Raw genomic sequence first — 25,434 nt, 5'->3', positions numbered from 1 at the left:
TTCTATAACCCGGCAAGCAGCCTTGCCCGACACCGCGAGATACTTCGTAAAACTTAATGAATACACCCGCAAATTTACTGCCGCCTGCGAGGCTTCGCGCAAGGCAGAGTATTCCGACTTTCGCTTTTCTGGCTAATCCGCATAATACTTGCTCTACGTAATGTTTGGCGGCCCTTATTGGCCAGGGATGAAAGAATGAATGCACTACGTTTGACGAGCCTTGCCGTACTGGTTTGCGGCCTGCTTGCGCTTTCCGGCTGTGACGATAAAAACAATCAGCAAACCGTTCAGCCCACCGCCTCTGCAGCAGCGGAACAAAACAGTAAGGCTGAAACTAAACCGGATGCAGCTCAACTGGAAAAACTGGCTCAGCAGTCTGCGGGGAAGCCGCTGAAGCTGCTCGATGCCTCTGAAGTTCAGCTGGACGGTGCCAGTACGTTAGTGCTGACCTTCTCGATTCCGCTCGATCCCAATCAGGACTTCAATAAAGTTGCCCATCTCGTGGATAAAACCAGCGGCAAAGTGGACGGTGCCTGGGAGCTTTCCAGCGACCTAAAAGAACTTCGTCTGCGGCATCTGGAGCCCAAACGCACGCTGATTGTGACCGTAGACAGCGGGCTGCTCGCGCTCAATAAAGCGACGTTCGAAGATGGCTTTGAAAAGCAAATTGCCACGCGTGATATTCAGCCGAGCGTTGGCTTTGCCAGCCGGGGCTCCTTGCTGCCGACTAAAGTGATTGCGGGGTTGCCGGTGATGGCGCTTAACGTCGATAACGTTGACGTTAACTTTTATCGCATTAAAGACAGCTCCCTGAGCGCGTTTGTCAGCCAGTGGCAGTACCGTAACTCGGTTTCAAACTGGGAATCTGACAATCTGCTGAAGCTGGCTGACTTGGTTTACACCGGGCGTTTTGACCTAAATCCTGCGCGAAATACTCGTGAGAAGCTAATGCTGCCGCTGGGTGATATCAAACCTCTCCAGCAGCCCGGCGTCTATCTCGCTATCATGAGCCAGGCCGGGCATTACGCCTACAGCAATGCTGCAACCCTGTTCACGCTGAGTGATGTTGGTGTTTCGGTGCATCGCTACCACGACAGAATTGACGTCTTTACTCAAAGCCTGGAGAACGGTGCCGCGCAGTCGGGTGTGGAGATTGCGCTGTTGAACGAAAAAGGCCAAACGGTAGGGCAAACGAAAAGTGATAGTGACGGGCATGCCACGCTTGAGAAGCTGAACAAAGGCACGCTGCTGCTGGCGCGCAATGGTGAGCAAACCACGCTGCTCGATCTCAGCCGCCCGGCGCTGGATCTGGCGGAGTTTGATATTGCCGGTGAGCAAGGCTACAGCAAACAGTTCTTCATGTTTGGCCCAAGAGATCTCTATCGCCCCGGAGAGTCTGTCATCGTGAATGCCTTGCTCAGGGATGGGGATGGCAAACCGCTCCCGCCGCAGCCGGTGAAGCTTGAGGTCGTAAAACCGGACGGCCAGGTTACCCGCACCGAAGTGTGGCAATCTGCCAACGGACTTTATCAATTTACCTGGCCTCTGAGTGAAAGCGCGGCAACCGGTAACTGGCAAATGCGGGTCAACACCGGGGATAACCAGCCGCGTATCTGGACATTTAAAGTTGAAGACTTCATGCCGGAGCGTATGGCGCTGAATCTCACGGCGCAGAGCGCGCCGATAGCGCCTGAAGATACCGTCAATTTCGACGTTACCGGGCGCTATCTCTACGGTGCGCCAGCCGCGGGTAACAGCCTTCAGGGGCAGCTATTCCTACGCCCTTTACGTGATGCCGTTGCAAAGCTGCCTGGGTTCCAGTTCGGCGATATCAATGAGCAAAACCTTTCCCGTAGCCTGGATGCCGTTGAGCTAACGCTGGATGAACAAGGGCACACGACCGTCAGCGCGGAAAGCCAGTGGGGGGACGTGCATTCTCCTCTGCGCCTTATTTTGCAGGCTAGCCTGCTGGAGTCCGGCGGTCGCCCGGTGACACGCCGCGTTGAGCAGGCTATCTGGCCAGCTCAGGCAATGCCTGGGATCCGCCCTCAATTTGCCAGCAAAGAGGTTTATGACTACCGGACCGACACTACCCGCACTCAGCCCATCGTCGATGAAGACAGCAGCGCAGGTTTCGACATTGTGTATGCCGATGCGCAGGGGGAAAAGCTGGCGGTAAGCGATCTGGACGTGCGCCTGATTCGTGAGCGCCGGGACTACTACTGGAGCTGGGAAGAAAGTGAAGGCTGGCGGTCTCAGTACGATCAAAAAGATCTGGTGGAAGCCGAGCAGAAGTTGACGCTGGCTGCCGGAGAAACCGGCAAAGTTGCCTTCCCGGTAGAGTGGGGCTCGTACCGCCTGGAAGTTCGAGATCCTGAGAGCAACCTTGTCAGTAGCCTGCGCTTCTGGGCCGGTTACAGCTGGCAGGATAACAGCGATGGTACGGGGGCGGTGCGCCCGGACAGGGTGACGCTAAAAATAGATAAACCGTCTTACAAAGCTGGCGATACCATCAATCTGCATATTGCCGCGCCTGCCGCAGGTAAAGGCTATGCGCTGGTGGAATCCAGTGACGGCCCACTGTGGTGGAAAGAAATTGATGTTCCGGCAGGCGGCATGGATCTTGCCATTCCGGTGGATAAGCGCTGGCAGCGGCACGATCTTTACTTAAGCACCGTTGTTATTCGCCCCGGAGACAAGGCGCGTTCCGCCACGCCTAAGCGCGCGGTCGGGATCCTTCATCTGCCGCTAGGAGACGAGAGCCGCCGTCTCGATCTGACGTTGCAAAATCCAGCCAAAATGCGGCCTAACCAAAACCTGACCGTGAAGGTGAAGGCCAGCGTGAAAAATGGCGAAGTGCCGAAGCAGATTAACGTGCTGCTGTCCGCCGTGGACAGCGGTGTGCTGAATATCACCGATTACAAAACGCCGGATCCGTGGGACGCCTTCTTTGGACGCAAGCGCTATGGGGCAGATATCTATGACATTTACGGTCAGGTGATTGAAGGCGAAGGGCGGCTGGCTGCTTTGCGCTTCGGCGGTGACGGCGATGAAGGCGATGAGCTTAGTCGCGGCGGTAAAAAGCCGGTGAATCATGTCACTATCATCGCTCAGCAAGCCCAACCGGTTGCGCTGGATGAAAACGGCGAAGGAACGGTGACGCTGCCGATTGGTGATTTCAACGGCGAGTTGCGGGTTATGGCGCAGGCCTGGACCGACGATCGCTTTGGTAATAGCGAAGAAAAAGTCACGGTTGCCGCGCCGCTAGTGAGCGAACTGGCCGCGCCGAGGTTTATGGCGAGTGGCGATACCAGCCGCCTCGCGCTGGATCTTACTAACCTGACGGACAGGCCCCAGCAGCTTAGCGTGGTACTCAGCGCTCAAGGGCTGTTAGCGCTCAATGGCGCGTCGACGATGGACGTGAAGCTGGCGCCTGGTGCTCGCGGCACGCTGTTCATTCCCGTACGTGCGCTGGAAGGTTTCGGTGACGGTGAAATCAAAGCCGTGATTAACGGCCTCGCACTGCCGGGTGAAACGCTGGCTGACCCAATCAAACAGTGGAAAATCGCCGTTCGTCCTGCATTCCCTGCGCAGACGGTGAACAGCGGTGCCGTGGTTAAACCGGGAGAGACATGGACGCTTCCGCCTAAGCATCTGTCCGGCATTGCTGAATCTACCCTGGAAGGGCAGCTGCTGCTGAGTGGGCGTCCGCCACTGAACCTGGCGCGTTACATTCGTGAGCTAAAAGCCTATCCGTATGGCTGCCTTGAGCAAACGACCAGCGGTCTGTTCCCGTCTCTGTACACCAATGAAGCTGAACTTAATGCGCTGGGTATCAAAGGTATTACCGACCAGCAGCGCCGGAACGCCATTGATGTAGGGATTGCCCGCCTGCTTGAGATGCAAAGTGACAATGGCGCTTTTGGACTGTGGGATAAAGCAGGGCCGGAAGAATACTGGCTGACGGCCTACGTGACCGACTTCCTGGTGCGAGCTGGCGAACAGGGTTACAGCGTCAATGCGGATGCACTCAGCAAGGCCAATCAGCGCCTGCTGCGCTATCTGCAGGATCCGGGTTTGATTGCCTTACGCTACAGTGACGACGCTCCGGCCAGCCGCTTTGCGGTACAGGCTTATGCCGGGTTGGTGCTGGCTCGTCAGCAAAAAGCGCCCCTTGGGGCATTGCGCGAGCTTTGGCAGCGCCACGATCAGGCGCGTGCCGGGCTGCCGCTCGTGCAGCTGGGCATCGCGCTGAAGTTCATGGGGGATGAACCTCGCAGCCAACAGGCGATTGCTTTGGGGCTGAAAACTCAGCGCAGTGATAAACAGATCTGGATGGCGGATTACGGCAGCGAACTGCGGGATAAAGCGATGATGCTGAGCCTGCTGGAAGAGAATAAGCTGCTACCCGACGCTCAAAACCAGCTACTGCTTGAGCTGTCTGATTTGGCCTGGAGCCAGCGTTGGTTATCCACTCAGGAAACCAATGCGTTGTTTATTGCCGGTCACGGTCTGCAAAACGTGAAAGGCGACTGGCAGGCGCAAACATCGCTTGGTGCACAGCCACTGGCATCCAGTCAGTCGGTAACGCGCAATCTGAGCGCGCAGCAGCTTTCTGATCTGCAGGTGACCAACACCGGGATGAGCAGCCTCTATTTGCGCCTCGACAGCGCGGGATATCCGCAGCAGGCACCGGCTCCCTACAGCAATGTGCTGCATATTGAACGCCACTTCCTTGATGCGAAAGGCAACACCCGGCCGCTTTCTTCACTGAAAAGCGGTGAGCTGGTTATGGTCTGGCTGGACGTTTGGGCAGACAAGAACGTGCCTGATGCGCTGGTCGTCGATTTACTGCCGGCCGGGCTGGAGCTGGAAAACCAGAATCTGGCTAACAGCAGCGCCAGCCTGGGGGACAGCGCGAGTGAAGTACAGACTCTGCTGAACCAAATGCAGCAGCAGGACATTCAGCATATGGAGTTCAGGGATGACCGCTTTGTGGCCGCATTGCCGCTTAATGAAGGCCAGCATGCGACGCTTATTTACCTGGCCCGAGCCGTTACGCCGGGAAGCTACACCGTGCCCGTACCGCAGGTGGAATCCATGTACGTTCCGCAGTGGCGGGCAACCGGTAGCAGTACCGGCACGTTGACCGTTGTACCGTAAGCAGAACGTCGGTGCTTAACGGATCAAGGCCACGCTGGCGGCGGGGCTATCTCTGGCTGATAGTCCCGCTGCTGGTTGCCACTTTTATCTGGCTGGCGGATAAGCTTTGGCCGTTGCCGCTGCAAGAGGTCAATCCGGCCCGCGTGGTGGTGGCGGCAGACGGCACGCCGCTTTGGCGTTTTGCTGATGCCGAAGGGATCTGGCGTTACCCCGTCGTACTGAATCAGGTTTCTCCCCGCTACCTGGATGCGCTAATCGGCTATGAGGATCGCTGGTTTTGGGATCATCCTGGCGTCAATCCGTTCTCTATCTTGCGCGCGGCCTGGCAGGATCTGCGCAATGGGGAAGTGATCTCTGGTGGCAGTACGCTGACAATGCAGGTCGCCCGCTTATTGGACCCCCATCCTCGTACACTCGGCGGCAAAATACGTCAGGTCTGGCGGGCCTTTCAGCTCGAGTGGCATCTTTCCAAAACGGAGATCCTGACGCTCTACCTTAATCGTGCCCCCTTTGGCGGCACACTACAGGGGATCGGCGCGGCAAGCTGGGCGTATCTTGGAAAAGCGCCTGAGCAGCTAAGTTATTCAGAAGCGGCCTTGCTTGCCGTGCTGCCTCAGGCTCCCAGCCGCCTGCGGCCCGATCGCTGGCCTGAACGAGCGCAACAGGCGCGGGATAAGGTTTTACGCCGTATGGCGGAACAGGGCGTCTGGTCGCAAAAGCAGATTGATGAGGCTTTGCAGGAGCCTGTTTGGCTGGCACCGCGACAGATGCCGCAGCTGGCTCCGCTGCTGTCGCGGGCACTGGTATCGAAAAGCAAGTCAACGTTGATTGCGACCACGATAAATGCTCCTTTACAGCGCCAGCTGGAAGAGCTGGCGCTGAACTGGAAATCACGCCTGCCGCCTCGCTCCTCGCTGGCCATGCTGGTGGTTGATCACACTACAATGCAGGTTCGCGCGTGGGTGGGATCGGCGGATATTAACGATGACAGCCGATTTGGGCATGTCGATATGATCACCGCGATTCGCTCGCCGGGGTCCGTGTTAAAGCCTTTTGTTTACGGCATGGCAATGGATGACGGGCTGATTCATCCGGCGTCGTTGTTGCAGGACGTTCCGCGTCGGTTCGGCGATTATCGCCCTGGGAACTTCGACACCGGTTTTCACGGGCCGGTAAGCATGAGCGATGCCCTGGTGCGTTCGCTGAATTTACCTGCTGTTCAGGTGCTTGAGGCCTACGGGCCGAAGCGTTTTGCCGGGCAGATGGGCAACGTGGGGCTTAATCTTCGCTTCCCTCAGGGCAGTGAGCCGAACCTGTCGCTTATTCTTGGGGGCGGTGGTGCCAGGCTGGACCAGATAGTGGCAGCCTACAGCGCGTTTGCCCGTCATGGCAAGGCCGCTCAGTTGCGGGTTTTGGAAAGTGATGCCCTGCGAGAGCGCCCTCTGATGTCGCCGGGAGCTGCGTGGGTGATTCGCCGTATTCTTGCCGGGGAGGCCCAGCCTCAGCCGGATGCTTCTTTACCTCCCGTCGTCCCTCTGGCGTGGAAAACCGGGACCAGTTACGGGTATCGTGATGCTTGGGCCATAGGCATTAATTCGCGCTATCTGATTGGCATCTGGACCGGCAGGCCTGATAGCACGCCGGTGGCGGGGCAGTTTGGGTTAGGGAGTGCCGTACCGCTGCTTAATCAGGTGAATAATTTGCTGCAGGCTAATTCGCGCGTGCAGCAGCTCCATTTACCGACCGATCCCCGGCCCACTTCCGTTACTGCCGCAGAGATCTGCTGGCCTGGCGGCCAGGCATTGCCAGCCGGGGATGTGAACTGTCGTCGACGGCTGGCAACATGGCTTCTGGACGATGCTCAGCCGCCCACGCTGCTGGCACCGGGGCAAGAAGGGGCTCAGGGAACGCGCCAGCTTATTTGGGTGGATGCGCAGGGTAAGCGAGTGGCAGCCGATTGCCCTGGGGCTATTCAACAGGCAGTTGCTCTCTGGCCATTGCCCCTTGAACCCTGGCTACCCCCGACTGAACGCCGTGCTGCTCGTTTGCCAGCAGTTTCAGCCAGTTGCCCACCGCTACAGAAAGAGAGTGCCACGCCGCTGCTGCTGCTCGGCGTGCGTGACGGCACTATTTTGAAACGCTTACCGGGGCAGATGCAGCTCCCGCTACGGCTTTCCAGCCAGGGCGGGCAGGGCCAGCGGTGGTGGTTCATTAACGGAGAAAGCGAAGAGAGTAAAGGCGACGGGCTGGCCTTAATGCTCAATAAACCGGGCGACTATCAGGTCGTGGTGATGGATGAGTCCGGGCAGGTTGCCAGCGCGACCTTTACCCTGCAGTGACGGCAAAACGTGAAATTTCACCCTCTGCAGCAATAGTGTTGCCAAAATTAATCTTATTTTAAAAAAATGTTATCTCCATCCATAGGCAACGACAAACTTGCTCTTTATAATCTGCGCCAATTTCATAATCGGGTTTCCCCGGACACACAGAACATCTACAGAGGTAATCATGGCTATTGAACGTACTTTTTCCATCATCAAACCAAACGCGGTGGCAAAAAACGTTATTGGTAACATTTATACTCGTTTTGAATCTGCAGGGTTTAAAATCGTTGGCGCAAAAATGCTGCACCTGACCGTTGAGCAGGCTCGTGGTTTCTACGCCGAGCACGACGGTAAGCCGTTCTTCGACGGTCTGGTTGAGTTCATGACTTCTGGCCCAATCGTGGTTTCCGTGCTGGAAAGCGAAAACGCAGTACAGCGTCACCGTGACCTGCTGGGCGCAACTAACCCGGCTAACGCACTGGCTGGTACTCTGCGTGCAGACTACGCGGACAGCTTCACCGAAAACGGCACCCACGGTTCTGACTCCGTAGAATCCGCAGCCCGTGAAATCGCCTACTTCTTCGGCGAAGGCGAAGTGTGCCCACGCACTCGTTGATATTTCTAAATCTGTAAGCGAATTTACACTTAATATCTTAGTTGTTCGCTTTCAGTCGTGGCATCTATGCCATAAAATTTGTACAATGCAACGCCCCCGGAAGAGCCTGCTCACCGGGGCGTTTCTTTTTCTAACCCTCCAGGGGCCATAACGTGTAACAACGAGGCCGGAAAACATTATGTCTGAAATGAACACGCCTGAAGCAACACCTGTTGTTGTTTCCAATAAAGCCGAAAAAATTAACCTGCTCGATCTCAACCGCCAGCAGCTGCGCGAGTTTTTCGCCGAGCTGGGTGAAAAACCTTTCCGTGCAGATCAGGTCATGAAGTGGATGTATCACTACTGCAGTGATGATTTCGACGAAATGACGGACATCAACAAGGTCCTGCGCAATAAGCTGAAAGAGATCGCCGAGATTCGTGCACCTGAAGTTGCTGAAGAGCAACGTTCTGCCGACGGTACCATCAAGTGGGCAATCAAAATTGCCGACCAGCTGGTGGAAACGGTGTATATCCCGGAGGAAGACCGCGCCACGCTGTGTGTTTCTTCTCAGGTTGGCTGTGCGCTAGAATGTAAATTCTGCTCAACCGCGCAGCAGGGCTTTAACCGTAACCTGCGCGTGTCTGAAATTATTGGTCAGGTCTGGCGCGCGGCGAAGATTATCGGTGCGCAGAAGAAAACCGGCGTGCGTCCTATCACCAACGTGGTGATGATGGGCATGGGCGAACCGCTGCTGAACCTGAACAACGTTGTTCCGGCAATGGAAATTATGCTCGACGACTTTGGCTTTGGTCTGTCCAAACGCCGCGTCACGCTTTCTACCTCTGGTGTGGTACCCGCACTGGATAAGCTCGGGGATATGATTGATGTCGCGCTGGCAATTTCGCTGCACGCGCCGACCGATGATATTCGCGATGAAATCATGCCGATCAACAAGAAGTACAACATCGAAACCTTCCTGGCGGCCGTTCGTCGTTACCTGGAGAAATCCAACGCCAACCAGGGCCGCGTCACGGTGGAATACGTTCTGCTGGATCACGTCAATGATGGTACCGAACATGCGCATCAGCTGGCTGAATGCCTGAAAGATACGCCATGCAAAATCAACTTGATTCCATGGAACCCGTTCCCGGGCGCACCATACGGCCGCAGCTCCAACAGCCGTATCGATCGTTTCTCTAAAGTGCTGATGAGCTATGGTTTCACCACCATTGTTCGCAAGACACGCGGCGACGATATCGACGCGGCATGTGGTCAGTTGGCGGGGGAAGTGATCGACCGTACCAAACGCACTATGCGTAAACGTATGCAGGGCGAACCTATTGCCGTAAAAGCTGTTTGATTGTAGATGGCGATTTGCCGCGCTGGGCGAGGGTGCCTGGCGCGGTATAAAAAACGGGCAAAAGTGCATGAACAGTCAATAACGTGGCCTAATACATCATTCAGCATAATAATTACGGTGCGTTTCTGGCGGCTTTAAGGCAGTATGTAGCGTCGCAACAACAGTTTAGTTGTGCCCATTTCGTAAAGTTAACGGACAGCCAGCCAAAGGCTGACTATGGTTAACTAACCGGCGAGTCCGGTAGCCCGTAAAAATGCCAGCTAGCGCTAACAGCATGGCTGGAATCGGGAATTTTTACTGAGGGGTAGCCTTCAGGTATCAGATTTGTTTCGCGGTGCGAGTCAATCTGACGTAGCGGAGACGCTGCGGTACAGGACTTGTGCCAAATTCTTTAATTTGAACAGTACCAGCAGTTGTAGCTAATGAATACTGAAGCCACTAACGAATCAAATGCAGCACAAACCACAGGCCAGCGTTTACGTAATGCACGTGAGCAAATGGGGCTCAGCCAGCAGGCTGTGGCCGAACGCCTGTGCCTGAAAGTTTCCACCGTCAGGGATATCGAAGACGACAAGGCGCCTGCCGAGCTGGCGTCTACTTTCCTGCGTGGCTATATCCGCTCTTATGCGCGACTGGTTCGTATTCCTGAAGAAGAGCTGTTGCCGATGATGGCGAAACAGGCACCGATTAAGGCAGCCAAAGTTGAGCCGATGCAAAGCTTCTCTCTTGGTAAGCGTCGTAAAAAGCGCGACGGCTGGCTGATGAGCTTTACCTGGCTGATTCTGTTCGTGGTGATTGGCCTGACCGGCGCATGGTGGTGGCAAAATCACAAAGCGCAGCAGGAAGAGCTGTCGACCATGGCCGATCAATCTTCCACCGAACTTTCAACCAGCGGCGGCCAGTCTGTGCCGCTGAACACCGGCAGTGATACGCCTGCCGATGCAACATCTACTACATCAACACCTGCGCAACCTGTTGAACTGCCTACGCCAGTGGAGAACACCGCTTCTTCTTCTGCGCCAGCTCAGCAAAACGCTACTGAAAATGCGGCTCAGCAATCTGCCGTTGTGGCGCCAAGCCAGGCACCTGTTGATAACGCCCAGACAACGCCAGCACCAACCGCAGGCCAACTGCCAACCGATCAGGCTGGCGTGAATCAGACTGCGGACGCCTCTCAGGGGCTGTCTATGCACTTCACCGCTGACTGCTGGCTGGAAGTGACCGACGCCAGCGGCAAAAAGCTGTTTAGCGGCCTGCAGCGCAAAGATGCGAAGCTCGATTTAGCGGGTAAAGCGCCTTATAAACTGAAAATTGGCGCACCGTCAGCAGTACAGGTTCAATATCAGGGCAAACCTGTGGACCTGAGTCGCTTTATCAGAACTAACCAGGTTGCACGTCTCACTGTCGGTGCTGAATAATCAGCGCCAGTTCAGACGCGTAATTGTGGAGATTTACCATGCATAATGCCGCACCCATCCAACGTCGCAAATCCAAGCGGATCTACGTCGGTAATGTGCCAATCGGCGATGGTGCCCCTATCGCCGTTCAGTCGATGACCAATACGCGCACCACCGATGTGGAAGCCACGGTTAATCAAATCAAAGCATTAGAACGCGTGGGTGCCGATATCGTTCGTGTATCCGTGCCGACAATGGACGCCGCAGAGGCGTTTAAGCTTATCAAGCAGCAGGTCAGCGTCCCGCTGGTCGCCGATATTCACTTCGATTACCGTATTGCGCTTAAAGTCGCAGAGTACGGCGTTGATTGCCTGCGTATTAACCCCGGCAACATCGGCAACGAAGAGCGTATTCGCTCGGTGGTTGACTGCGCACGCGATAAAAACATTCCTATCCGTATCGGCGTGAATGCCGGCTCTCTGGAAAAAGATCTGCAGGAAAAATACGGCGAGCCGACGCCTCAGGCGCTGCTCGAATCCGCCATGCGCCACGTCGATCATCTGGATCGTCTCAACTTCGATCAGTTTAAGGTGAGCGTAAAAGCGTCAGACGTATTCCTGGCCGTTGAGTCTTATCGCCTGCTGGCAAAGCAGATCGATCAGCCGCTGCACCTCGGGATCACCGAAGCGGGCGGCGCGCGCGCGGGTTCTGTTAAATCCGCTATCGGCCTCGGGCTGCTGCTCTCTGAAGGGATCGGTGACACGCTGCGCATTTCCCTGGCGGCAGATCCGGTGGAAGAGATCAAAGTGGGCTTCGACATCCTTAAGTCGCTGCGCATTCGCTCCCGTGGGATCAACTTTATCGCCTGTCCAACTTGCTCACGTCAGGAGTTTGACGTCATCGGGACGGTAAACGCCCTGGAGCAGCGCCTGGAAGACATTATCACCCCGATGGACGTTTCCATTATCGGCTGCGTGGTGAATGGCCCGGGTGAAGCGCTGGTTTCCACGCTTGGGGTGACCGGCGGCAATAAAAAAAGTGGTTTCTACGAAGATGGCGTCCGCCAGCGAGATCGTATGGACAACGACGACATGATTGCGCAGCTTGAAGCGCGTATTCGTGCCAAAGCCAGCATGCTGGATGAAAAACAGCGTATTGATATCCAACAGCTGGAAAAATAATGCGAAGCATGGGAAGCACAGGGCTTCCCGTGTATGATTGAGCCCGCACGGCCGTTTACCTGAGTAAGTGGCCTGATTTCGGGTTCATTTTTTGTATATAAAGCAGAGAACAAACGTGGCAAAAAATATTCAAGCCATTCGCGGCATGAACGATTACCTGCCGGGCGAAACCGCCATCTGGCAGCGTATTGAAGGCATTCTTAAGCAGGTGCTCGCGAGCTACGGTTACAGCGAAATCCGTTTGCCGATTGTAGAGCAGACCCCGTTATTCAAACGCGCTATCGGTGAAGTCACCGACGTGGTTGAAAAAGAGATGTATACCTTTGAGGATCGCAACGGCGACAGCCTGACCCTGCGTCCTGAGGGCACCGCGGGCTGCGTGCGTGCCGGTATCGAACATGGTCTTCTGTACAATCAGGAACAGCGTTTGTGGTACATCGGGCCGATGTTCCGCCACGAACGTCCTCAGAAAGGGCGTTACCGCCAGTTTAATCAGCTGGGTGTGGAAGTGTTTGGCCTGAACGGTCCGGATATCGACGCCGAGCTTATCATGCTGACCGCTCGCTGGTGGCGCGCGCTGGGTATTGACCAGCACGTTAGCCTGGAGCTGAACTCCATCGGTTCTCTGGAAGCGCGCGCTAACTACCGTGATGCGCTGGTTGCTTTCCTGGAACAGCATAAAGAGAAGCTGGACGAAGACTGCAAACGCCGCATGTACAGCAACCCGCTGCGCGTGCTGGACTCCAAAAATCAGGACGTTCAGGCTCTGCTGAACGACGCGCCTCAGCTGGGCGATTACCTGGATGAAGAGTCCCGCGAGCATTTCGCCGGTCTGTGCCAGTTCCTGGATGCGGCAGGCATTGCTTACACCGTTAACCAGCGTCTGGTTCGCGGCCTGGATTACTACAACCGCACCGTGTTTGAGTGGGTGACCAATAGCCTGGGCTCTCAGGGTACCGTGTGTGCCGGTGGCCGCTACGATGGTCTGGTGGAGCAGCTTGGCGGGCGCGCGGCGCCAGCGGTTGGCTTTGCCATGGGCCTCGAACGCCTTGTTTTACTGGTTCAGGCGATTAATCCTGAATTTAAAGCAGAATCCGTTGTCGATATGTACCTGATATCTTCAGGTCAGGGAACGCAGGGTGCGGCAATGCTGCTGGCTGAAAAGCTACGTGACCAGGTGCCGGCCCTGAAATTGATGACTAACTACGGCGGCGGTAACTTCAAGAAGCAGTTCGTTCGTGCCGACAAGTGGGGCGCTCGCGTTGCACTGGTGCTGGGCGAAGATGAAGTCGCTAAAGGCGAGGTCGTGGTTAAGGATTTACGCACAGGTGAGCAACAAAACGTCGCGCAAGCCGACGCTGCCGCCCATCTGCAGGCGTTACTGGGTTAATTACCCGGTGATTATTCGTTAAGGAGAAGGACTGCGTGGAAGTTTACGAGAACGAAAACGATCAGATGGAAGCGGTTAAACGCTTCTTTGCGGAAAACGGCAAAGCGCTGGTAGTCGGGGTTGTGCTGGGTATCGGCGCTCTGGTGGGCTGGCGTTACTGGAACGGCCACCAGGACGACTCCATGCGTGAAGCCTCCCTGGCTTACCAGAATGTGACCAGCGCGGTGAAAGCAGACCAGCCGCAAACGCTGGAAGCGGTCGAGAAATTTGCCGCTGACAACAAAAACACCTACGGCGCGCTGGCGGCGTTAGAGCTGGCGCAGCAGTTCGTGGATAAAAACGAGCTGGATAAAGCGGCAACGCAGCTGCAAAACGGCCTTAGCAGCACCAAAGATGCGAACATGCAGGCGCTGATCAATCTGCGTCTGGCTCGCATTCAGATTCAGCAGAAACAGGCTGATGCCGCGCTGAAAACCCTGGATAGCGTAAAAGGCGAAGGCTGGGTAGCGATGGTTGCCGACCTGCGCGGCGAAGCGCTGCTCAGTAAAGGGGATAAGCAGGGCGCTCGTGATGCGTGGAGCAAAGGTTCACAGACCAATGCTTCTCCGGCCCTGCGTGAAATGATGCAGATGAAAATCAATAATTTGTCCAGCTAAGAGGGACCCGATGCAATTGCGTAAACTATTTGTGCCTGGGCTGCTCTCCTTGACGCTGCTCAGCGGCTGCTCCCTGTTCAGCGGCGAAGAAGATGTGGTTAAAATGTCCCCGCTGCCAACGGTGGAAAATCAGTTCACTCCGGCAAAAGCGTGGAGCACGTCCGTGGGTGATGGAATCGGTGATTTCTACTCTAACCTGCATCCGGCGTGGCAGGGCAGCACCATTTATGCTGCTGACCGTCGCGGTATCGTGAAAGCGCTGAATGCGGATGACGGCAAAGAAGAGTGGAAGGTCGATCTCTCTGAGAAAACCGGCTTCTTCTCCAGCAATATTCCTGCTCTGCTGTCCGGTGGCCTGACCGTTGACGGCGGCCACGTTTATGTTGGCACCGAAAAAGCGAAAGTCTTTGCCCTGAACACCTCCGACGGCAGCATCGCCTGGCAGGCAAAAGTGGCTGGCGAAGCGCTGTCTCGCCCGGTTGTGAGCGACGGCGTGGTGCTGATTCATACCAGCAACGGTATGCTGCAGGCGCTGAACGAAGCTGACGGCGCGGTAAAATGGAGCGTTAACCTCGATATGCCTGCGCTGTCCCTGCGCGGTGAATCGGCTCCGGCCACCGCCTTTGGTGCCGCTATTGTCGGCGGAGATAACGGCCGCGTAAGCGCCGTGCTGATGCAGCAGGGCCAGCTTATCTGGCAGCAGCGTATCTCCCAGGCGACTGGCGCGACAGAAATTGACCGCCTGAGCGACGTGGATACTACGCCGGTTATCGTGAATGGCGTGGTTTATGCTCTGGCTTACAACGGCAACCTGACGGCGCTGGATCTGCGTTCTGGCCAGATCATGTGGAAACGTGAGATGGGCTCGGTGAACGACTTCATCGTGGACGGGAACCGCATTTACCTGGTGGATCAGAATGACCGCGTTGTTGCGCTGAACGTAGACGGCGGCGTAACGCTGTGGACGCAAAGCGATCTGCTGCACCGCAACCTGACCGCGCCAGTGCTGTACAATGGCTACCTGGTCGTTGGCGACAGCGAAGGCTACATGCACTGGATCAACAACGATGATGGGCGCTTTGTTGCCCAGCAGAAAGTGGACAGTTCCGGCTTCCAGACGACGCCAGTGGTTGCCAGCGACAAACTGCTTATCCAGGCAAAAGACGGCACGCTGTACGCCATCAAACGCTAAACTTGTCGGATAATCGTCACGTTTGAAACGGTTCCCGTAGTTCGGGAGCCGTTTTGGCTTTTTAAAAACAGCCGAAAATTGACGCTGTTTTATTAATAAATTTTGAGTAATGAGGCTTTTATAATGGTACCTGTGGTCGCGCTTGTTGGGCGCCCTAACGTCGGTAAATCGACCCTGTTTAACCGCTTAACGCGTACCCGCGATGCGCTGGTTGCGGATTTTCCGGGGCTGACTCGCGATCGCAAGTACGGTCGTGCGGAAGTCGAAGGCCGCGAGTTTATCTGTATTGATACCGGCGGTATCGATGGCACGGAAGACGGTGTGGAAACGCGCATGGCCGAGCAGTCGCTGCTGGCGATTGAAGAGGCGGATGTTGTGCTGTTCATGGTGGATGCACGTGCGGGCCTGATGCCTGCCGATGAAGCCATCGCTCAGCACCTGCGCTCCCGCCAGAAGCCAACTTTCCTGGTAGCGAACAAGACCGACGGTCTTGACCCGGACCAGGCGGTGATTGACTTCTACTCTCTGGGCCTCGGCGAAATCCACCCGATTGCGGCTTCCCATGGCCGCGGCGTGACCAGCCTGCTGGAACACGTTCTGGTGCCGTGGATGGACGATATCGACCCGCGCGAACAGCCGGCAGAGATGGACGAAGACGAAGCCTACTGGGCCGCGTTTAACGCCAAAAACGGCATTGTGTCCGATGACGAAGAGTTTGAGGAAGAAGAGGAGGAAGAAGCCTTCAATCCTCAGGATCTGCCTATCAAGCTCGCTATCGTTGGCCGTCCTAACGTAGGTAAGTCTACGCTAACTAACCGTATCCTCGGCGAAGAACGCGTTGTCGTTTATGACATGCCGGGCACCACCCGCGACAGCATCTATATCCCGATGGAGCGTGACGAGCGTGAATTCGTGCTGATTGATACTGCGGGCGTGCGTAAGCGCGGGAAAATTACTGACACGGTAGAAAAATTCTCGGTAATCAAAACTCTGCAAGCGATCGAAGATGCGAACGTTGTGCTGCTGGTTATCGATGCCCGCGAAGGCATTTCCGATCAGGATCTCTCGCTGCTGGGCTTCATCCTGAATAGTGGGCGCTCACTGGTTATCGTGGTCAACAAGTGGGATGGCCTGAGCAACGAAGTTCGCGAGCAGGTAAAAGAGACGCTGGACTACCGTCTGGGCTTTATCGACTTCGCCCGCGTGCACTTCATCTCCGCTCTGCACGGCAGCGGCGTAGGTAACCTGTTCGAATCCGTGCGTGAAGCCTACGACAGCTCCACGCGTCGCGTAAGCACCGCGCTGCTGACCCGCATCATGAACATGGCGGCAGAAGACCATCAGCCACCGCTGGTGCGTGGCCGTCGCGTTAAGCTGAAATACGCGCACGCCGGTGGCTATAACCCGCCAATCGTGGTGATTCACGGTAACCAGGTAAAAGACCTGCCGGATTCCTACAAGCGTTATCTGATGAACTACTTCCGCAAATCGCTGGACGTGATGGGGACGCCAATCCGCATTCAGTTCAAGGAAGGGGAAAACCCGTTCGCCGGGAAACGTAACACCCTGACGCCGAACCAGATGCGTAAGCGTAAGCGTCTCATCAAGCACATCAAGAAAAGTAAGTAATTCGGACGGGAGCATTAAGCTCCCGTTTTACTATATGGAGATACCACATGGAACTGAATTGCCCGGCGTGTAAAAGCGAACTGAAACAAACGGACGATGGGGCACACTGCGATGCCTGCGGGAAGGACTTCCGCCTCGAAGCGCTTTGCCCGGACTGCCATAAGCCGCTGCAGGTGTTGAAAGCGTGTGGCGCGGTGGATTATTTCTGCCAGAACGGCCACGGGCTGATTTCTAAAAAGCGCGTGGAATTTATTCCCGCCGCACTCTGAGTGGCTTATTCGTCTTTCGGTGCGGGCTTACGTTTCCGCGGCGCTTTCACCGGCTTAATGCCTGTCACCTGACTTTCGACCCAGCCATCATCCAGACGCGTGGTTAGCGTGTCCCCAGACTTCACCTGTTTGGTTTTCTTCAGCACTTTGCCGTCTTCGGCGGTGGTCACGCTGTAGCCGCGCGCGAGCGTCGCCAGCGGGCTGACGGCTTCCAGCTGGGCGAGCGCGGTGCCAAAGCGTTGTTTCGTCTGGCTAAGCTGAGCGCTTACTAACTGCGACAGGCGGTATTCCAGCTGCTGTAAGCGAGACTGGGCGCGGTGAATGCGGGGCTGAGGCTGCTGCTGGTTCAGGCGCTGGCTAAGGCGCAGCTGCTGCTGACTAGCCCGGCGCATTTTGCCGTCCATTGCCACGGTCAGACGCTGGCGAAGGCGCTCGAGTGTGGTTTGCTGGCGGGCTAAACGTAGCTGAGGATGCTGCTGCTGCAGGCGGTGGTGTAGCTGGGTAAACCGCCGTGAGCGCTGGGCGAGGTAATAGTCCAGCGCCATTTCCATACGCTGCTGCTGGGACTGGATTTGGCGCAGTAACTCCGTCTGATTACGGCTGACGATTTCTGCTGCGGCGGACGGCGTCGGCGCACGTAAATCAGCGACAAAATCGGCGATCGTGACGTCAGTTTCATGCCCTACGGCACTAACAACGGGGATCTTGCTTGCGAAAATTGCCCGCGCAACACGCTCATCGTTAAAGCTCCACAGGTCTTCCAGCGAGCCGCCGCCGCGCCCGACAATCAGCACGTCACATTCGTTGCGCAGGTTGGCTAATTCAATGGCGCGCACAATCTGCAGCGGGGCGTCTGCGCCCTGAACGACGGTCGGGTAGATGATGACCGGCAGCGACGGATCGCGGCGCTGTAATACATGCAGCACGTCATGCAGGGCCGCACCGGTTTTAGAGGTAATCACGCCGACCTGGCGAGCCGGAGCGGGCAGGGGCTGCTTGTGCAACGGGTCGAAAAGCCCTTCGGCGCTCAGCTTCTGTTTCAACTGCTCGTACTGCTGCTGCAACAGCCCTTCACCTGCGGGCTGCATGCTTTCGACAATGATCTGGTAGTCGCCGCGCGGTTCGTAAAGCGTGATGTTAGCGCGCACTAACACCTGCTGGCCGTGCTGCGGGCGGAAGGTCACGCGGCGGTTGCTGTTGCGGAACATCGCGCAGCGCACCTGGGCGGTATCGTCCTTTAGCGTGAAGTACCAGTGGCCCGATGAAGGCTGGCTGAAGTTAGAGATTTCACCGCTGATCCAGACCTGCCCCATTTCCTGCTCAAGCAGCAAACGCACCGTCTGATTCAGGCGAGAAACGGTATAAATTGAGGGAGAATTTTGTGTCGACATGTGAGCTGGATCAAATTCTAAATCAGCAGGTTATTAGGTCGATACTACCTTCCGTTTCGCTATTAGCAAGGAGTTTTGCGAAAAAAGTGTGGATGCAATCGCTTACGCTCTGTATAATGCCGCGGCAATATTTTATCTGTTCTCATTCACCCCCAGGTTGAGATATTGCCATGCTACGTATCGCTAAAGAAGCACTGACGTTTGACGACGTTCTCCTCGTTCCCGCTCATTCCACCGTTCTGCCGAACACGGCCGACCTCAGCACTCAGCTGACCAAAACTATTCGTCTGAATATCCCTATGCTGTCCGCAGCGATGGATACCGTGACGGAAGCGCGTCTGGCTATCGCTCTGGCGCAGGAAGGTGGCCTTGGTTTCATTCACAAAAACATGTCCATTGAGCGCCAGGCTGAAGAAGTTAAGCGCGTGAAGAAACACGAAAGTGGCGTGGTTACTGACCCGCAAACCGTGCTGCCAACCACCACCCTGCGTGAAGTGAAAGAATTAACCGAGCGTAACGGCTTTGCCGGCTACCCGGTCGTCACCGAAGACAACGAGCTGGTGGGTATCATCACCGGTCGTGACGTGCGCTTTGTGACCGACCTGGCCCAGCCAGTTAGCGTGTACATGACCCCGAAAGAGCGTCTGGTTACCGTGAAAGAAGGCGAAGCGCGCGACGTCGTGCTGTCTAAAATGCACGAAAAACGCGTTGAAAAGGCGCTGGTTGTGGACGCGGGTTTCCACCTGCGCGGCATGATCACCGTGAAAGACTTCCAGAAAGCAGAGCGTAAACCTAACGCCTGTAAAGATGAGCAGGGCCGTCTGCGCGTTGGGGCTGCGGTTGGCGCAGGCGCAGGCAACGAAGAGCGCGTTGACGCGCTGGTCGCTGCTGGCGTTGATATTCTGCTGATTGACTCCTCTCACGGCCACTCCGAAGGCGTTCTGCAACGTATTCGTGAAACCCGCGCTAAATATCCTGACCTGCAAATCATCGGCGGTAACGTAGCAACCGCCGCTGGCGCTCGCGCCCTGGCCGAAGCTGGCTGCAGCGCGGTTAAGGTCGGGATCGGTCCTGGCTCCATCTGTACTACTCGTATTGTTACTGGCGTAGGTGTACCGCAGATCACTGCTGTAGCTGACGCGGTTGAAGCGCTGGAAGGCACCGGTATTCCGGTTATCGCCGACGGCGGTATCCGCTTCTCCGGCGACATCGCGAAAGCCATCGCTGCAGGCGCAGCCGCCGTTATGGTTGGCGGTATGCTGGCCGGTACCGAAGAATCTCCGGGCGAAATCGAACTGTACCAGGGCCGTGCGTTCAAATCTTACCGCGGCATGGGTTCTCTGGGCGCGATGTCCAAAGGCTCTTCTGACCGTTACTTCCAGACCGACAACGCTGCAGACAAACTGGTGCCGGAAGGTATCGAAGGTCGCGTGGCGTACAAAGGCCGTCTGAAAGAGATCGTTCACCAGCAAATGGGCGGCCTGCGTTCCTGCATGGGCCTGACCGGCTGTGGTACTATCGACTTGCTGCGCACCAAAGCAGAATTCGTACGTATCAGCGGCGCGGGCATTCAGGAAAGCCACGTTCACGACGTGACGATCACCAAAGAGTCCCCGAACTACCGTATGGGTTCTTAATCTTTATGCACCCGGCTTTATGCCGGGTGTTTTTGTTTTGTATCACTTGCCTCGGAATTAACGTCAATGACGGAAAACATTCATAAACATCGCATTCTGATCCTCGACTTCGGCTCTCAGTACACTCAGCTGGTGGCGCGCCGCGTCCGTGAGCTGGGCGTTTACTGCGAACTGTGGGCCTGGGATGTTACCGAAGCTCAAATTCGTGAGTTCAACCCCAGCGGCATCATCCTTTCCGGCGGCCCGGAAAGCACCACCGAAGCAAACAGCCCGCGTGCGCCTGAGTACGTGTTCGAAGCCGGCGTGCCGGTGTTCGGCGTTTGCTACGGCATGCAGACCATGGCCATGCAGCTGGGCGGCCACGTTGAAAGCTCTACCGAGCGTGAATTCGGCTACGCGCAGGTTGAAGTGAAAACCGACAGCGCGCTGGTTCGCGGCATCGAAGACTCCCTGAGCGCAGCCGGTCAACCGTTGCTGGACGTCTGGATGAGCCACGGCGACAAAGTCACCGCTATCCCGTCTGACTTCGTGACCGTTGCCAGCACCGAAACCTGTCCGTTCGCCATTATGGCCAACGAAGAAAAACGCTTCTACGGCGTGCAGTTCCACCCGGAAGTGACCCACACCCGTCAGGGCCAGCGTCTGCTGGAGCGTTTTGTGCTGGAAATCTGTGGCTGTGAAGCGCTGTGGACCCCGGCAAAAATCATCGAAGATGCTATCGTCCGCATCCGCGAGCAGGTGGGTGACGACAAAGTTATCCTCGGCCTGTCCGGCGGCGTTGACTCCTCCGTGACCGCGATGCTGCTGCACCGCGCCATCGGCAAAAACCTGACCTGCGTGTTCGTGGACAACGGCCTGCTGCGCCTGAACGAAGCCCAGCAGGTGATGGACATGTTCGGCGACCACTTCGGCCTGAACATCGTTCACGTTGAAGGCGAAAACCGCTTCCTGACCGCGCTGGCGGGCGAAAACGACCCGGAAGCCAAGCGTAAGATCATCGGCCGCGTGTTCGTGGAAGTGTTCGACGAAGAAGCGCTGAAGCTGGAAGACGTTAAATGGCTGGCGCAGGGCACCATCTACCCTGACGTTATCGAGTCTGCGGCCTCCGCAACCGGGAAAGCACACGTCATCAAATCTCACCACAACGTGGGCGGCCTGCCGAAAGAGATGAAGATGGGCCTGGTTGAGCCGCTGCGCGAGCTGTTCAAAGACGAAGTGCGTAAAATCGGTCTCGAGCTGGGCCTGCCGTACGACATGCTTTACCGCCACCCGTTCCCAGGCCCAGGCCTCGGTGTTCGCGTGCTGGGCGAAGTGAAGAAAGAGTACTGCGACCTGCTGCGCCGCGCCGACGCTATCTTCATCGAAGAACTGCACAAAGCCGACCTGTACAACAAAGTGAGCCAGGCGTTCACCGTGTTCCTGCCGGTCCGTTCCGTGGGCGTGATGGGCGATGGCCGCAAGTACGACTGGGTTGTTTCCCTCCGTGCGGTAGAAACCATCGACTTCATGACCGCGCACTGGGCGCACCTGCCGTATGACTTCCTCGGCCGCGTGTCCAACCGCATCATCAACGAAGTGAACGGCATCTCCCGCGTGGTTTACGATATCTCCGGCAAGCCGCCGGCGACGATTGAGTGGGAATAATCACTCTCTTAGCTGATTAGATGTGCTGAAAGCCCGCGATTGCGGGCTTTTTTATATTTATCTTCCCTTACTTATGCAGTTTCATACCTTTTATCACCTTATCCACCATCTTCTTCGGGCCACGCATTGCCAGGCCGACCAGGTTCATGCTGTCGGCATCTTCCGCTTTGAACACTTCCCGGTTGGCTGCGTCATGCCCGGTGGAAAACATGGCGTGCACGTATGGGATCAGGGTTAGCTCGCGCTCGAGGCCTTTGTGGTGAGCGGTTTGCAGCCCTGCGAGATCGGATTCGAAAATCAGCATCGGCTGGCCGGACAAATTGCCGTATTCGCGGCCTTTCGCATCTATGTAGGGCGCGCCCATTATTTCCGGGGAGGCGGCTGCCACGCCGGTGCCGAGAAAAGCCACCACGTTCAGGCGCTGCCAGGTGGGTAAATCGTCGCGTACGATAAAGGCAATTTTGGTATCAAACATCTGTCCTGCTTCTCCGTTCATCTTTCTGAGAAAGCATCATCGAAGATAACAGGGCGGTCAGTATAGAACGTTTGTGCAGCGACGCTGGTAGGCGACAGGGGAGAGTCGATAGGCGCGCTGGAACCAGCGTCCCATATGGCTTTGGTCGGCAAATCCGGTTTGTGTGGCGACCAGCGCAGGCTCTTTCCCCTGGGCCAGCAGCGCACGGGCGGTGCGCAGGCGGAGTCGCACCAGGTAAGCGTGAGGTGACTGGCCAAATGCCTGCTTAAACTGGCGGTTGAGCCGGAACCTGTCGATGCCGGAGTGCAGCGCGAGTTCGTCGAGGCCGATGTCCAGATGCATACGATCGTGAAGGAAATCCCGAACTTCATGCATTTGCCGAAGCGCATCGTTTGAGGTGGAAGGCGGCCTGAGGCTGATGTGACGAGAAAGCAGGGCGATAAGGTGGTCGAGCGTCTGGTCGCGGGCGAGTCGCCCTTCGCGATGGTGAACGGCAAAAAACGCCTGCTGAATAGCAATGCTTAGCTGCGGGTCGTCCGCCAGGGTGTTATGGAAAGCGGCTTCCAGCGTGGCGATGTTGCCCAGCCCGCGGCGCTGCATGTGATCGCCCACCCAGGCTTGCGGCAGGTAGAGCATCGCGTAAGTAAAGCCTTCGGCTTCGGGAGCGTGGCCGTCGTGCACCGCGCCGGGTTCAATCAGAATGGCTCTTCCCGGATGGCTGGTGTGCGTGGTGCGGTGGCAGTTAAAGCGCTGGAGCCCCTGCTGCGTAACGCCGACAAGCACTTCATCATGATCGTGCGCGTCATAAGCGTGGCCGGAGAAATGGGCGTTAATGCTCTCTATACCGCTCTCTTCATCGCGGTTGATATCAACCCAGTCACTGCTTGTTTTTTCGCGCGTTGTCATCAATCAGGCCTCGCTTTAAAACGAATTCGGTTTCCGAAAGAGGAGCAGGCTACTCGATGCCATAGAAAAGGAAGTTAAGCGCCGCTTTTATTGTATTTTCATGTTCAGCCGCGCTGCAGTGTTCTGCGCCCAGGACCCGTTCAGGGATGCTCGCGAGTTCATGAGTCATCACAATAAAATCTTCACCGGCCAGATGAATGGATGGGGTGAGTTTGTCCGTGCGTGGCCCTTTATAGTTTTCAGCAGGGAATAAAGGAATGACGACTCGGGTATTTCTGCGCCCGATGATGTTGCTCTGAACATTCAATAAATACGGGTAAGCCGTTGGCTTTCCCGTATTTTTGTAGACGGTGAATTGCATGATTAGAACGTCCTGTAGGTGTCGGATAAAAGTCCGTTTTCTTCCGTGAGCTGGTTCAGATAGTCGATTGCGGCTTCGTTTTCTTTCTTCCAGCGAGCGGCTTCAATCTCCTTGATTTCGGCTTTTAGCGCTTTACGCAACGTTTGTGACAAGTTGATTCCTGCCGCTTTGGCTTCCTGAATCAGATCTGGCTCTAGTGTGACGGTGACGGTTTTTTTCACTCGTATACTTGCTGATGCAGGCATAGCTCCTCCTCAAGAACTGTGTTTTTGTATGTGTTAATAACGCATACAGTAGCACATATACTGTATGGCTAAAATATCACCAAATGTCTTTGGTTAAAAATCGACTTCATGTCCGGGTTTCAAGCCCGCTATATAAATCCCGAGTGATCTGCTAAAACATCTGGCGATCCGACTCCGGCAAAAGTTAAACAAGACTGAGGTAACGAACACCATGAATAAAGCAGATCATCTCCAGGCGGTCACGGCCAAAGCCCGGGCGATCATGGCCCGGCACAATATTGAGGCTCTGGTAGTGACCACCCCGGACAACTTTTGCCATGTCACCGGGTTTGCCAGTTTCTTTATGTACACCTTCCGCCATACCGGCGCGGCGCTGGCGGTCATTTTCCGGGATGAGAAGCTGCCTTCGTTGATCGTGATGAATGAGTTTGAGGCGGCTGGCCTGAAGTTTGATCTGGCGAACTATGAGCTGAAGACCTTCCCGGTTTGGGTGGATGTCGACGAGCCTTTTAACCCGCAGCGGGTGGTGAAAGAGCGGCCGATTGGCCCGCCGGTGGAGGCCGTTTTCACGCTGCTCAAGTCCACATTGGCGGATGCGGGCGTGCTGGATACAAACATCGCTATCGAGCTGAATGCGATGAGCAACGGCGGCAAGCAGACGCTGGATAAGGTGATCCCGAATCTACGGCTGGTGGACTCCACGGCAATCTTTAATGAGCTACGGATGGTCAAAAGCCCCTGGGAGATTACCTTCCTGCGTAAAAGTGCGCAGATCACCGAGTATGGCATCAGTGAAGCCTTTAAGGCGATTGGCGCGGGCTGCTCGGCCTGGGATCTCACCGCCGCCTACAAAGCTGCCGTGATGCAGTACCCGGAGACCAACCTGTCGCGCTTCCATTTGATCTCGGTGGGCGATGACTTTGCCCCCAAATTAATCCCGAGCCGCGAACCCGTTAAACCGGGGGATTTGATCAAATTTGACTGCGGCGTGGATGTCGCCGGGTACGGTGCGGATTTGGCGCGAACCGTGGTGTTCGGGCAGCCAACGGCCATGGCCGAGCGAATCTACCAAACCATTTTGCAGGGCCACGAGCATATGCTCAGCCTGATTGGCCCGGGCGTAAAGCTCAGCCATGTGTTTAACGACACGATGAGTAAAATCAAGGCCAATGGTTTGCCGCACTATAATCGCGGCCATTTAGGGCACGGCGATGGGCTGTTCTTAGGCCTGGAAGAGGCGCCGTTCGTGAGCGCTGCGGCAACCAAAACCTTTGAACCGGGCATGGTCTTTAGCGTGGAAACGCCTTACTACGGCATCGGCGTCGGGGCGATCATGCTGGAAGATATGTTGCTCATCACCGATGACGGCTATGAATTGTTTAGCCAGTTACCGAGGACGCTACAGCGTTTTGAGTAAGCTTAATTCGGGGCATTAAGATGCCCCGTTAATCTCTTAATTAAGATATTATTGTGAATTCGTGTTGTCAGCTTTGCTAAATTAAGTATCTTAATTTTGTAATGGTTGGATAGTACATTGCATTATTAAAAATAAAGGAACCTGCGAGATTAATTTGTACATAAAGGGGTTATAAATAATGCCCAATAATATCAGGCGG

At 55.9% G+C, this 25,434-nt stretch carries 19 protein-coding genes; 14 read left to right on the top strand and 5 right to left on the bottom strand.

Annotated features, from left to right (window positions below):
• Nucleotides 1-195: 195 nt before the first annotated feature.
• The 11 genes from A936_RS15345 (at nucleotide 196) to A936_RS15295 (ending at nucleotide 17,159) form a co-directional block, all read left to right on the top strand.
• The gene (locus A936_RS15345) at nucleotides 196-5,163 is read left to right on the top strand and encodes an alpha-2-macroglobulin family protein (RefSeq protein ID WP_034809530.1); all 4,968 of its coding nucleotides are present in this window, start codon (nucleotides 196-198) and stop codon (nucleotides 5,161-5,163) included.
• A 56-nt stretch (nucleotides 5,164-5,219) separates the two neighbouring features.
• Complete coding sequence (gene pbpC, locus A936_RS15340; protein ID WP_442892841.1) at nucleotides 5,220-7,502, top strand: peptidoglycan glycosyltransferase PbpC; 2,283 nt, start codon at nucleotides 5,220-5,222, stop codon at nucleotides 7,500-7,502.
• 169 nt (nucleotides 7,503-7,671) lie between these two features.
• Nucleotides 7,672-8,103, top strand: a complete 432-nt coding sequence (gene ndk / locus A936_RS15335) for a nucleoside-diphosphate kinase (protein ID WP_008459411.1) — start codon at nucleotides 7,672-7,674, stop codon at nucleotides 8,101-8,103.
• A 178-nt stretch (nucleotides 8,104-8,281) separates the two neighbouring features.
• Nucleotides 8,282-9,445: a dual-specificity RNA methyltransferase RlmN gene (rlmN, locus tag A936_RS15330; protein WP_008459410.1), complete on the top strand. Its 1,164-nt coding sequence runs from the start codon at nucleotides 8,282-8,284 to the stop codon at nucleotides 9,443-9,445.
• Between the two features lie 422 nt (nucleotides 9,446-9,867).
• Nucleotides 9,868-10,863, top strand: coding sequence for a cytoskeleton protein RodZ (gene rodZ, locus A936_RS15325; protein ID WP_008459409.1), 996 nt, complete (start codon nucleotides 9,868-9,870; stop codon nucleotides 10,861-10,863).
• A gap of 38 nt (nucleotides 10,864-10,901) precedes the next feature.
• Nucleotides 10,902-12,023 (top strand): flavodoxin-dependent (E)-4-hydroxy-3-methylbut-2-enyl-diphosphate synthase, encoded by a 1,122-nt coding sequence (gene ispG, locus A936_RS15320; RefSeq protein WP_008459408.1) that lies wholly within the window; start codon nucleotides 10,902-10,904, stop codon nucleotides 12,021-12,023.
• 115 nt (nucleotides 12,024-12,138) lie between these two features.
• Nucleotides 12,139-13,413 (top strand): histidine--tRNA ligase, encoded by a 1,275-nt coding sequence (gene hisS, locus A936_RS15315; protein ID WP_008459407.1) that lies wholly within the window; start codon nucleotides 12,139-12,141, stop codon nucleotides 13,411-13,413.
• Nucleotides 13,414-13,448: 35 nt separating this feature from the next.
• Entirely contained in the window at nucleotides 13,449-14,069 is a 621-nt protein-coding gene (locus tag A936_RS15310; protein ID WP_008459406.1) for a YfgM family protein, read from the top strand.
• 10 nt (nucleotides 14,070-14,079) lie between these two features.
• Entirely contained in the window at nucleotides 14,080-15,261 is a 1,182-nt protein-coding gene (bamB, locus tag A936_RS15305; protein ID WP_008459405.1) for an outer membrane protein assembly factor BamB, read from the top strand.
• Nucleotides 15,262-15,384: 123 nt separating this feature from the next.
• Nucleotides 15,385-16,890, top strand: a complete 1,506-nt coding sequence (gene der, locus A936_RS15300; protein ID WP_008459404.1) for a ribosome biogenesis GTPase Der — start codon at nucleotides 15,385-15,387, stop codon at nucleotides 16,888-16,890.
• Nucleotides 16,891-16,937: 47 nt separating this feature from the next.
• Nucleotides 16,938-17,159 carry a zinc ribbon domain-containing protein gene (locus A936_RS15295; protein WP_008459403.1) on the top strand — a complete coding sequence of 74 codons (222 nt, stop codon included), beginning with the start codon at nucleotides 16,938-16,940 and terminating at the stop codon, nucleotides 17,157-17,159.
• 5 nt (nucleotides 17,160-17,164) lie between these two features.
• Here the strand turns inward: A936_RS15295 and xseA are convergent, their stop codons facing one another.
• Nucleotides 17,165-18,550 (bottom strand): exodeoxyribonuclease VII large subunit, encoded by a 1,386-nt coding sequence (gene xseA / locus A936_RS15290; RefSeq protein WP_008459402.1) that lies wholly within the window; start codon nucleotides 18,548-18,550, stop codon nucleotides 17,165-17,167.
• A 170-nt stretch (nucleotides 18,551-18,720) separates the two neighbouring features.
• Here xseA and guaB point away from each other — a divergent pair, with 170 nt between their 5' ends.
• Together guaB and guaA are read left to right on the top strand one after the other, a co-directional pair.
• Entirely contained in the window at nucleotides 18,721-20,187 is a 1,467-nt protein-coding gene (gene guaB / locus A936_RS15285; RefSeq protein ID WP_008459401.1) for an IMP dehydrogenase, read from the top strand.
• Nucleotides 20,188-20,253: 66 nt separating this feature from the next.
• Nucleotides 20,254-21,831, top strand: coding sequence for a glutamine-hydrolyzing GMP synthase (gene guaA / locus A936_RS15280; protein ID WP_008459400.1), 1,578 nt, complete (start codon nucleotides 20,254-20,256; stop codon nucleotides 21,829-21,831).
• A 67-nt stretch (nucleotides 21,832-21,898) separates the two neighbouring features.
• Here guaA and A936_RS15275 read toward each other — a convergent pair whose 3' ends face one another.
• Genes A936_RS15275 through A936_RS15260 form a run of 4 tightly spaced genes read right to left on the bottom strand, consistent with a single transcriptional unit; the run spans nucleotide 21,899 to nucleotide 23,818 of the window.
• Nucleotides 21,899-22,306 (bottom strand): DUF2000 family protein, encoded by a 408-nt coding sequence (locus A936_RS15275; protein ID WP_008459399.1) that lies wholly within the window; start codon nucleotides 22,304-22,306, stop codon nucleotides 21,899-21,901.
• Nucleotides 22,307-22,363: 57 nt separating this feature from the next.
• A complete protein-coding gene (locus A936_RS15270) occupies nucleotides 22,364-23,212 on the bottom strand; it encodes an AraC family transcriptional regulator (protein ID WP_008459398.1) in 849 nt (282 codons plus the stop codon).
• Between the two features lie 49 nt (nucleotides 23,213-23,261).
• On the bottom strand, nucleotides 23,262-23,573 hold the full coding sequence (locus tag A936_RS15265) for a CcdB family protein (protein ID WP_008459397.1): 312 nt from the start codon (nucleotides 23,571-23,573) through the stop codon (nucleotides 23,262-23,264).
• Between the two features lie 2 nt (nucleotides 23,574-23,575).
• Nucleotides 23,576-23,818, bottom strand: a complete 243-nt coding sequence (locus tag A936_RS15260; RefSeq protein ID WP_034809527.1) for a type II toxin-antitoxin system CcdA family antitoxin — start codon at nucleotides 23,816-23,818, stop codon at nucleotides 23,576-23,578.
• Between the two features lie 211 nt (nucleotides 23,819-24,029).
• Here A936_RS15260 and A936_RS15255 point away from each other — a divergent pair, with 211 nt between their 5' ends.
• A complete protein-coding gene (locus A936_RS15255; protein WP_008459394.1) occupies nucleotides 24,030-25,235 on the top strand; it encodes a M24 family metallopeptidase in 1,206 nt (401 codons plus the stop codon).
• Nucleotides 25,236-25,434 lie beyond the last annotated feature (199 nt).

This window comes from Enterobacter sp. Ag1 (assembly GCA_000277545.1).
Lineage (GTDB): Bacteria > Pseudomonadota > Gammaproteobacteria > Enterobacterales > Enterobacteriaceae > Cedecea.
This window is presented reverse-complemented; position numbering and strand designations above follow the sequence as displayed.

Coding starts and splice junctions, on each gene's coding strand:
- ispG (WP_008459408.1), top strand. CDS start 10,902: ATGCATAATGCCGCACCCATCCAACGTCGCAAATCCAAGCGGATCTAC.
- A936_RS15275 (WP_008459399.1), bottom strand. CDS start 22,306: ATGTTTGATACCAAAATTGCCTTTATCGTACGCGACGATTTACCCACC.
- A936_RS15345 (WP_034809530.1), top strand. CDS start 196: ATGAATGCACTACGTTTGACGAGCCTTGCCGTACTGGTTTGCGGCCTG.
- guaB (WP_008459401.1), top strand. CDS start 18,721: ATGCTACGTATCGCTAAAGAAGCACTGACGTTTGACGACGTTCTCCTC.
- bamB (WP_008459405.1), top strand. CDS start 14,080: ATGCAATTGCGTAAACTATTTGTGCCTGGGCTGCTCTCCTTGACGCTG.
- xseA (WP_008459402.1), bottom strand. CDS start 18,550: ATGTCGACACAAAATTCTCCCTCAATTTATACCGTTTCTCGCCTGAAT.
- A936_RS15265 (WP_008459397.1), bottom strand. CDS start 23,573: ATGCAATTCACCGTCTACAAAAATACGGGAAAGCCAACGGCTTACCCG.
- A936_RS15260 (WP_034809527.1), bottom strand. CDS start 23,818: ATGCCTGCATCAGCAAGTATACGAGTGAAAAAAACCGTCACCGTCACA.
- A936_RS15270 (WP_008459398.1), bottom strand. CDS start 23,212: ATGACAACGCGCGAAAAAACAAGCAGTGACTGGGTTGATATCAACCGC.
- rodZ (WP_008459409.1), top strand. CDS start 9,868: ATGAATACTGAAGCCACTAACGAATCAAATGCAGCACAAACCACAGGC.
- guaA (WP_008459400.1), top strand. CDS start 20,254: ATGACGGAAAACATTCATAAACATCGCATTCTGATCCTCGACTTCGGC.
- A936_RS15295 (WP_008459403.1), top strand. CDS start 16,938: ATGGAACTGAATTGCCCGGCGTGTAAAAGCGAACTGAAACAAACGGAC.
- A936_RS15255 (WP_008459394.1), top strand. CDS start 24,030: ATGAATAAAGCAGATCATCTCCAGGCGGTCACGGCCAAAGCCCGGGCG.
- ndk (WP_008459411.1), top strand. CDS start 7,672: ATGGCTATTGAACGTACTTTTTCCATCATCAAACCAAACGCGGTGGCA.
- der (WP_008459404.1), top strand. CDS start 15,385: ATGGTACCTGTGGTCGCGCTTGTTGGGCGCCCTAACGTCGGTAAATCG.
- rlmN (WP_008459410.1), top strand. CDS start 8,282: ATGTCTGAAATGAACACGCCTGAAGCAACACCTGTTGTTGTTTCCAAT.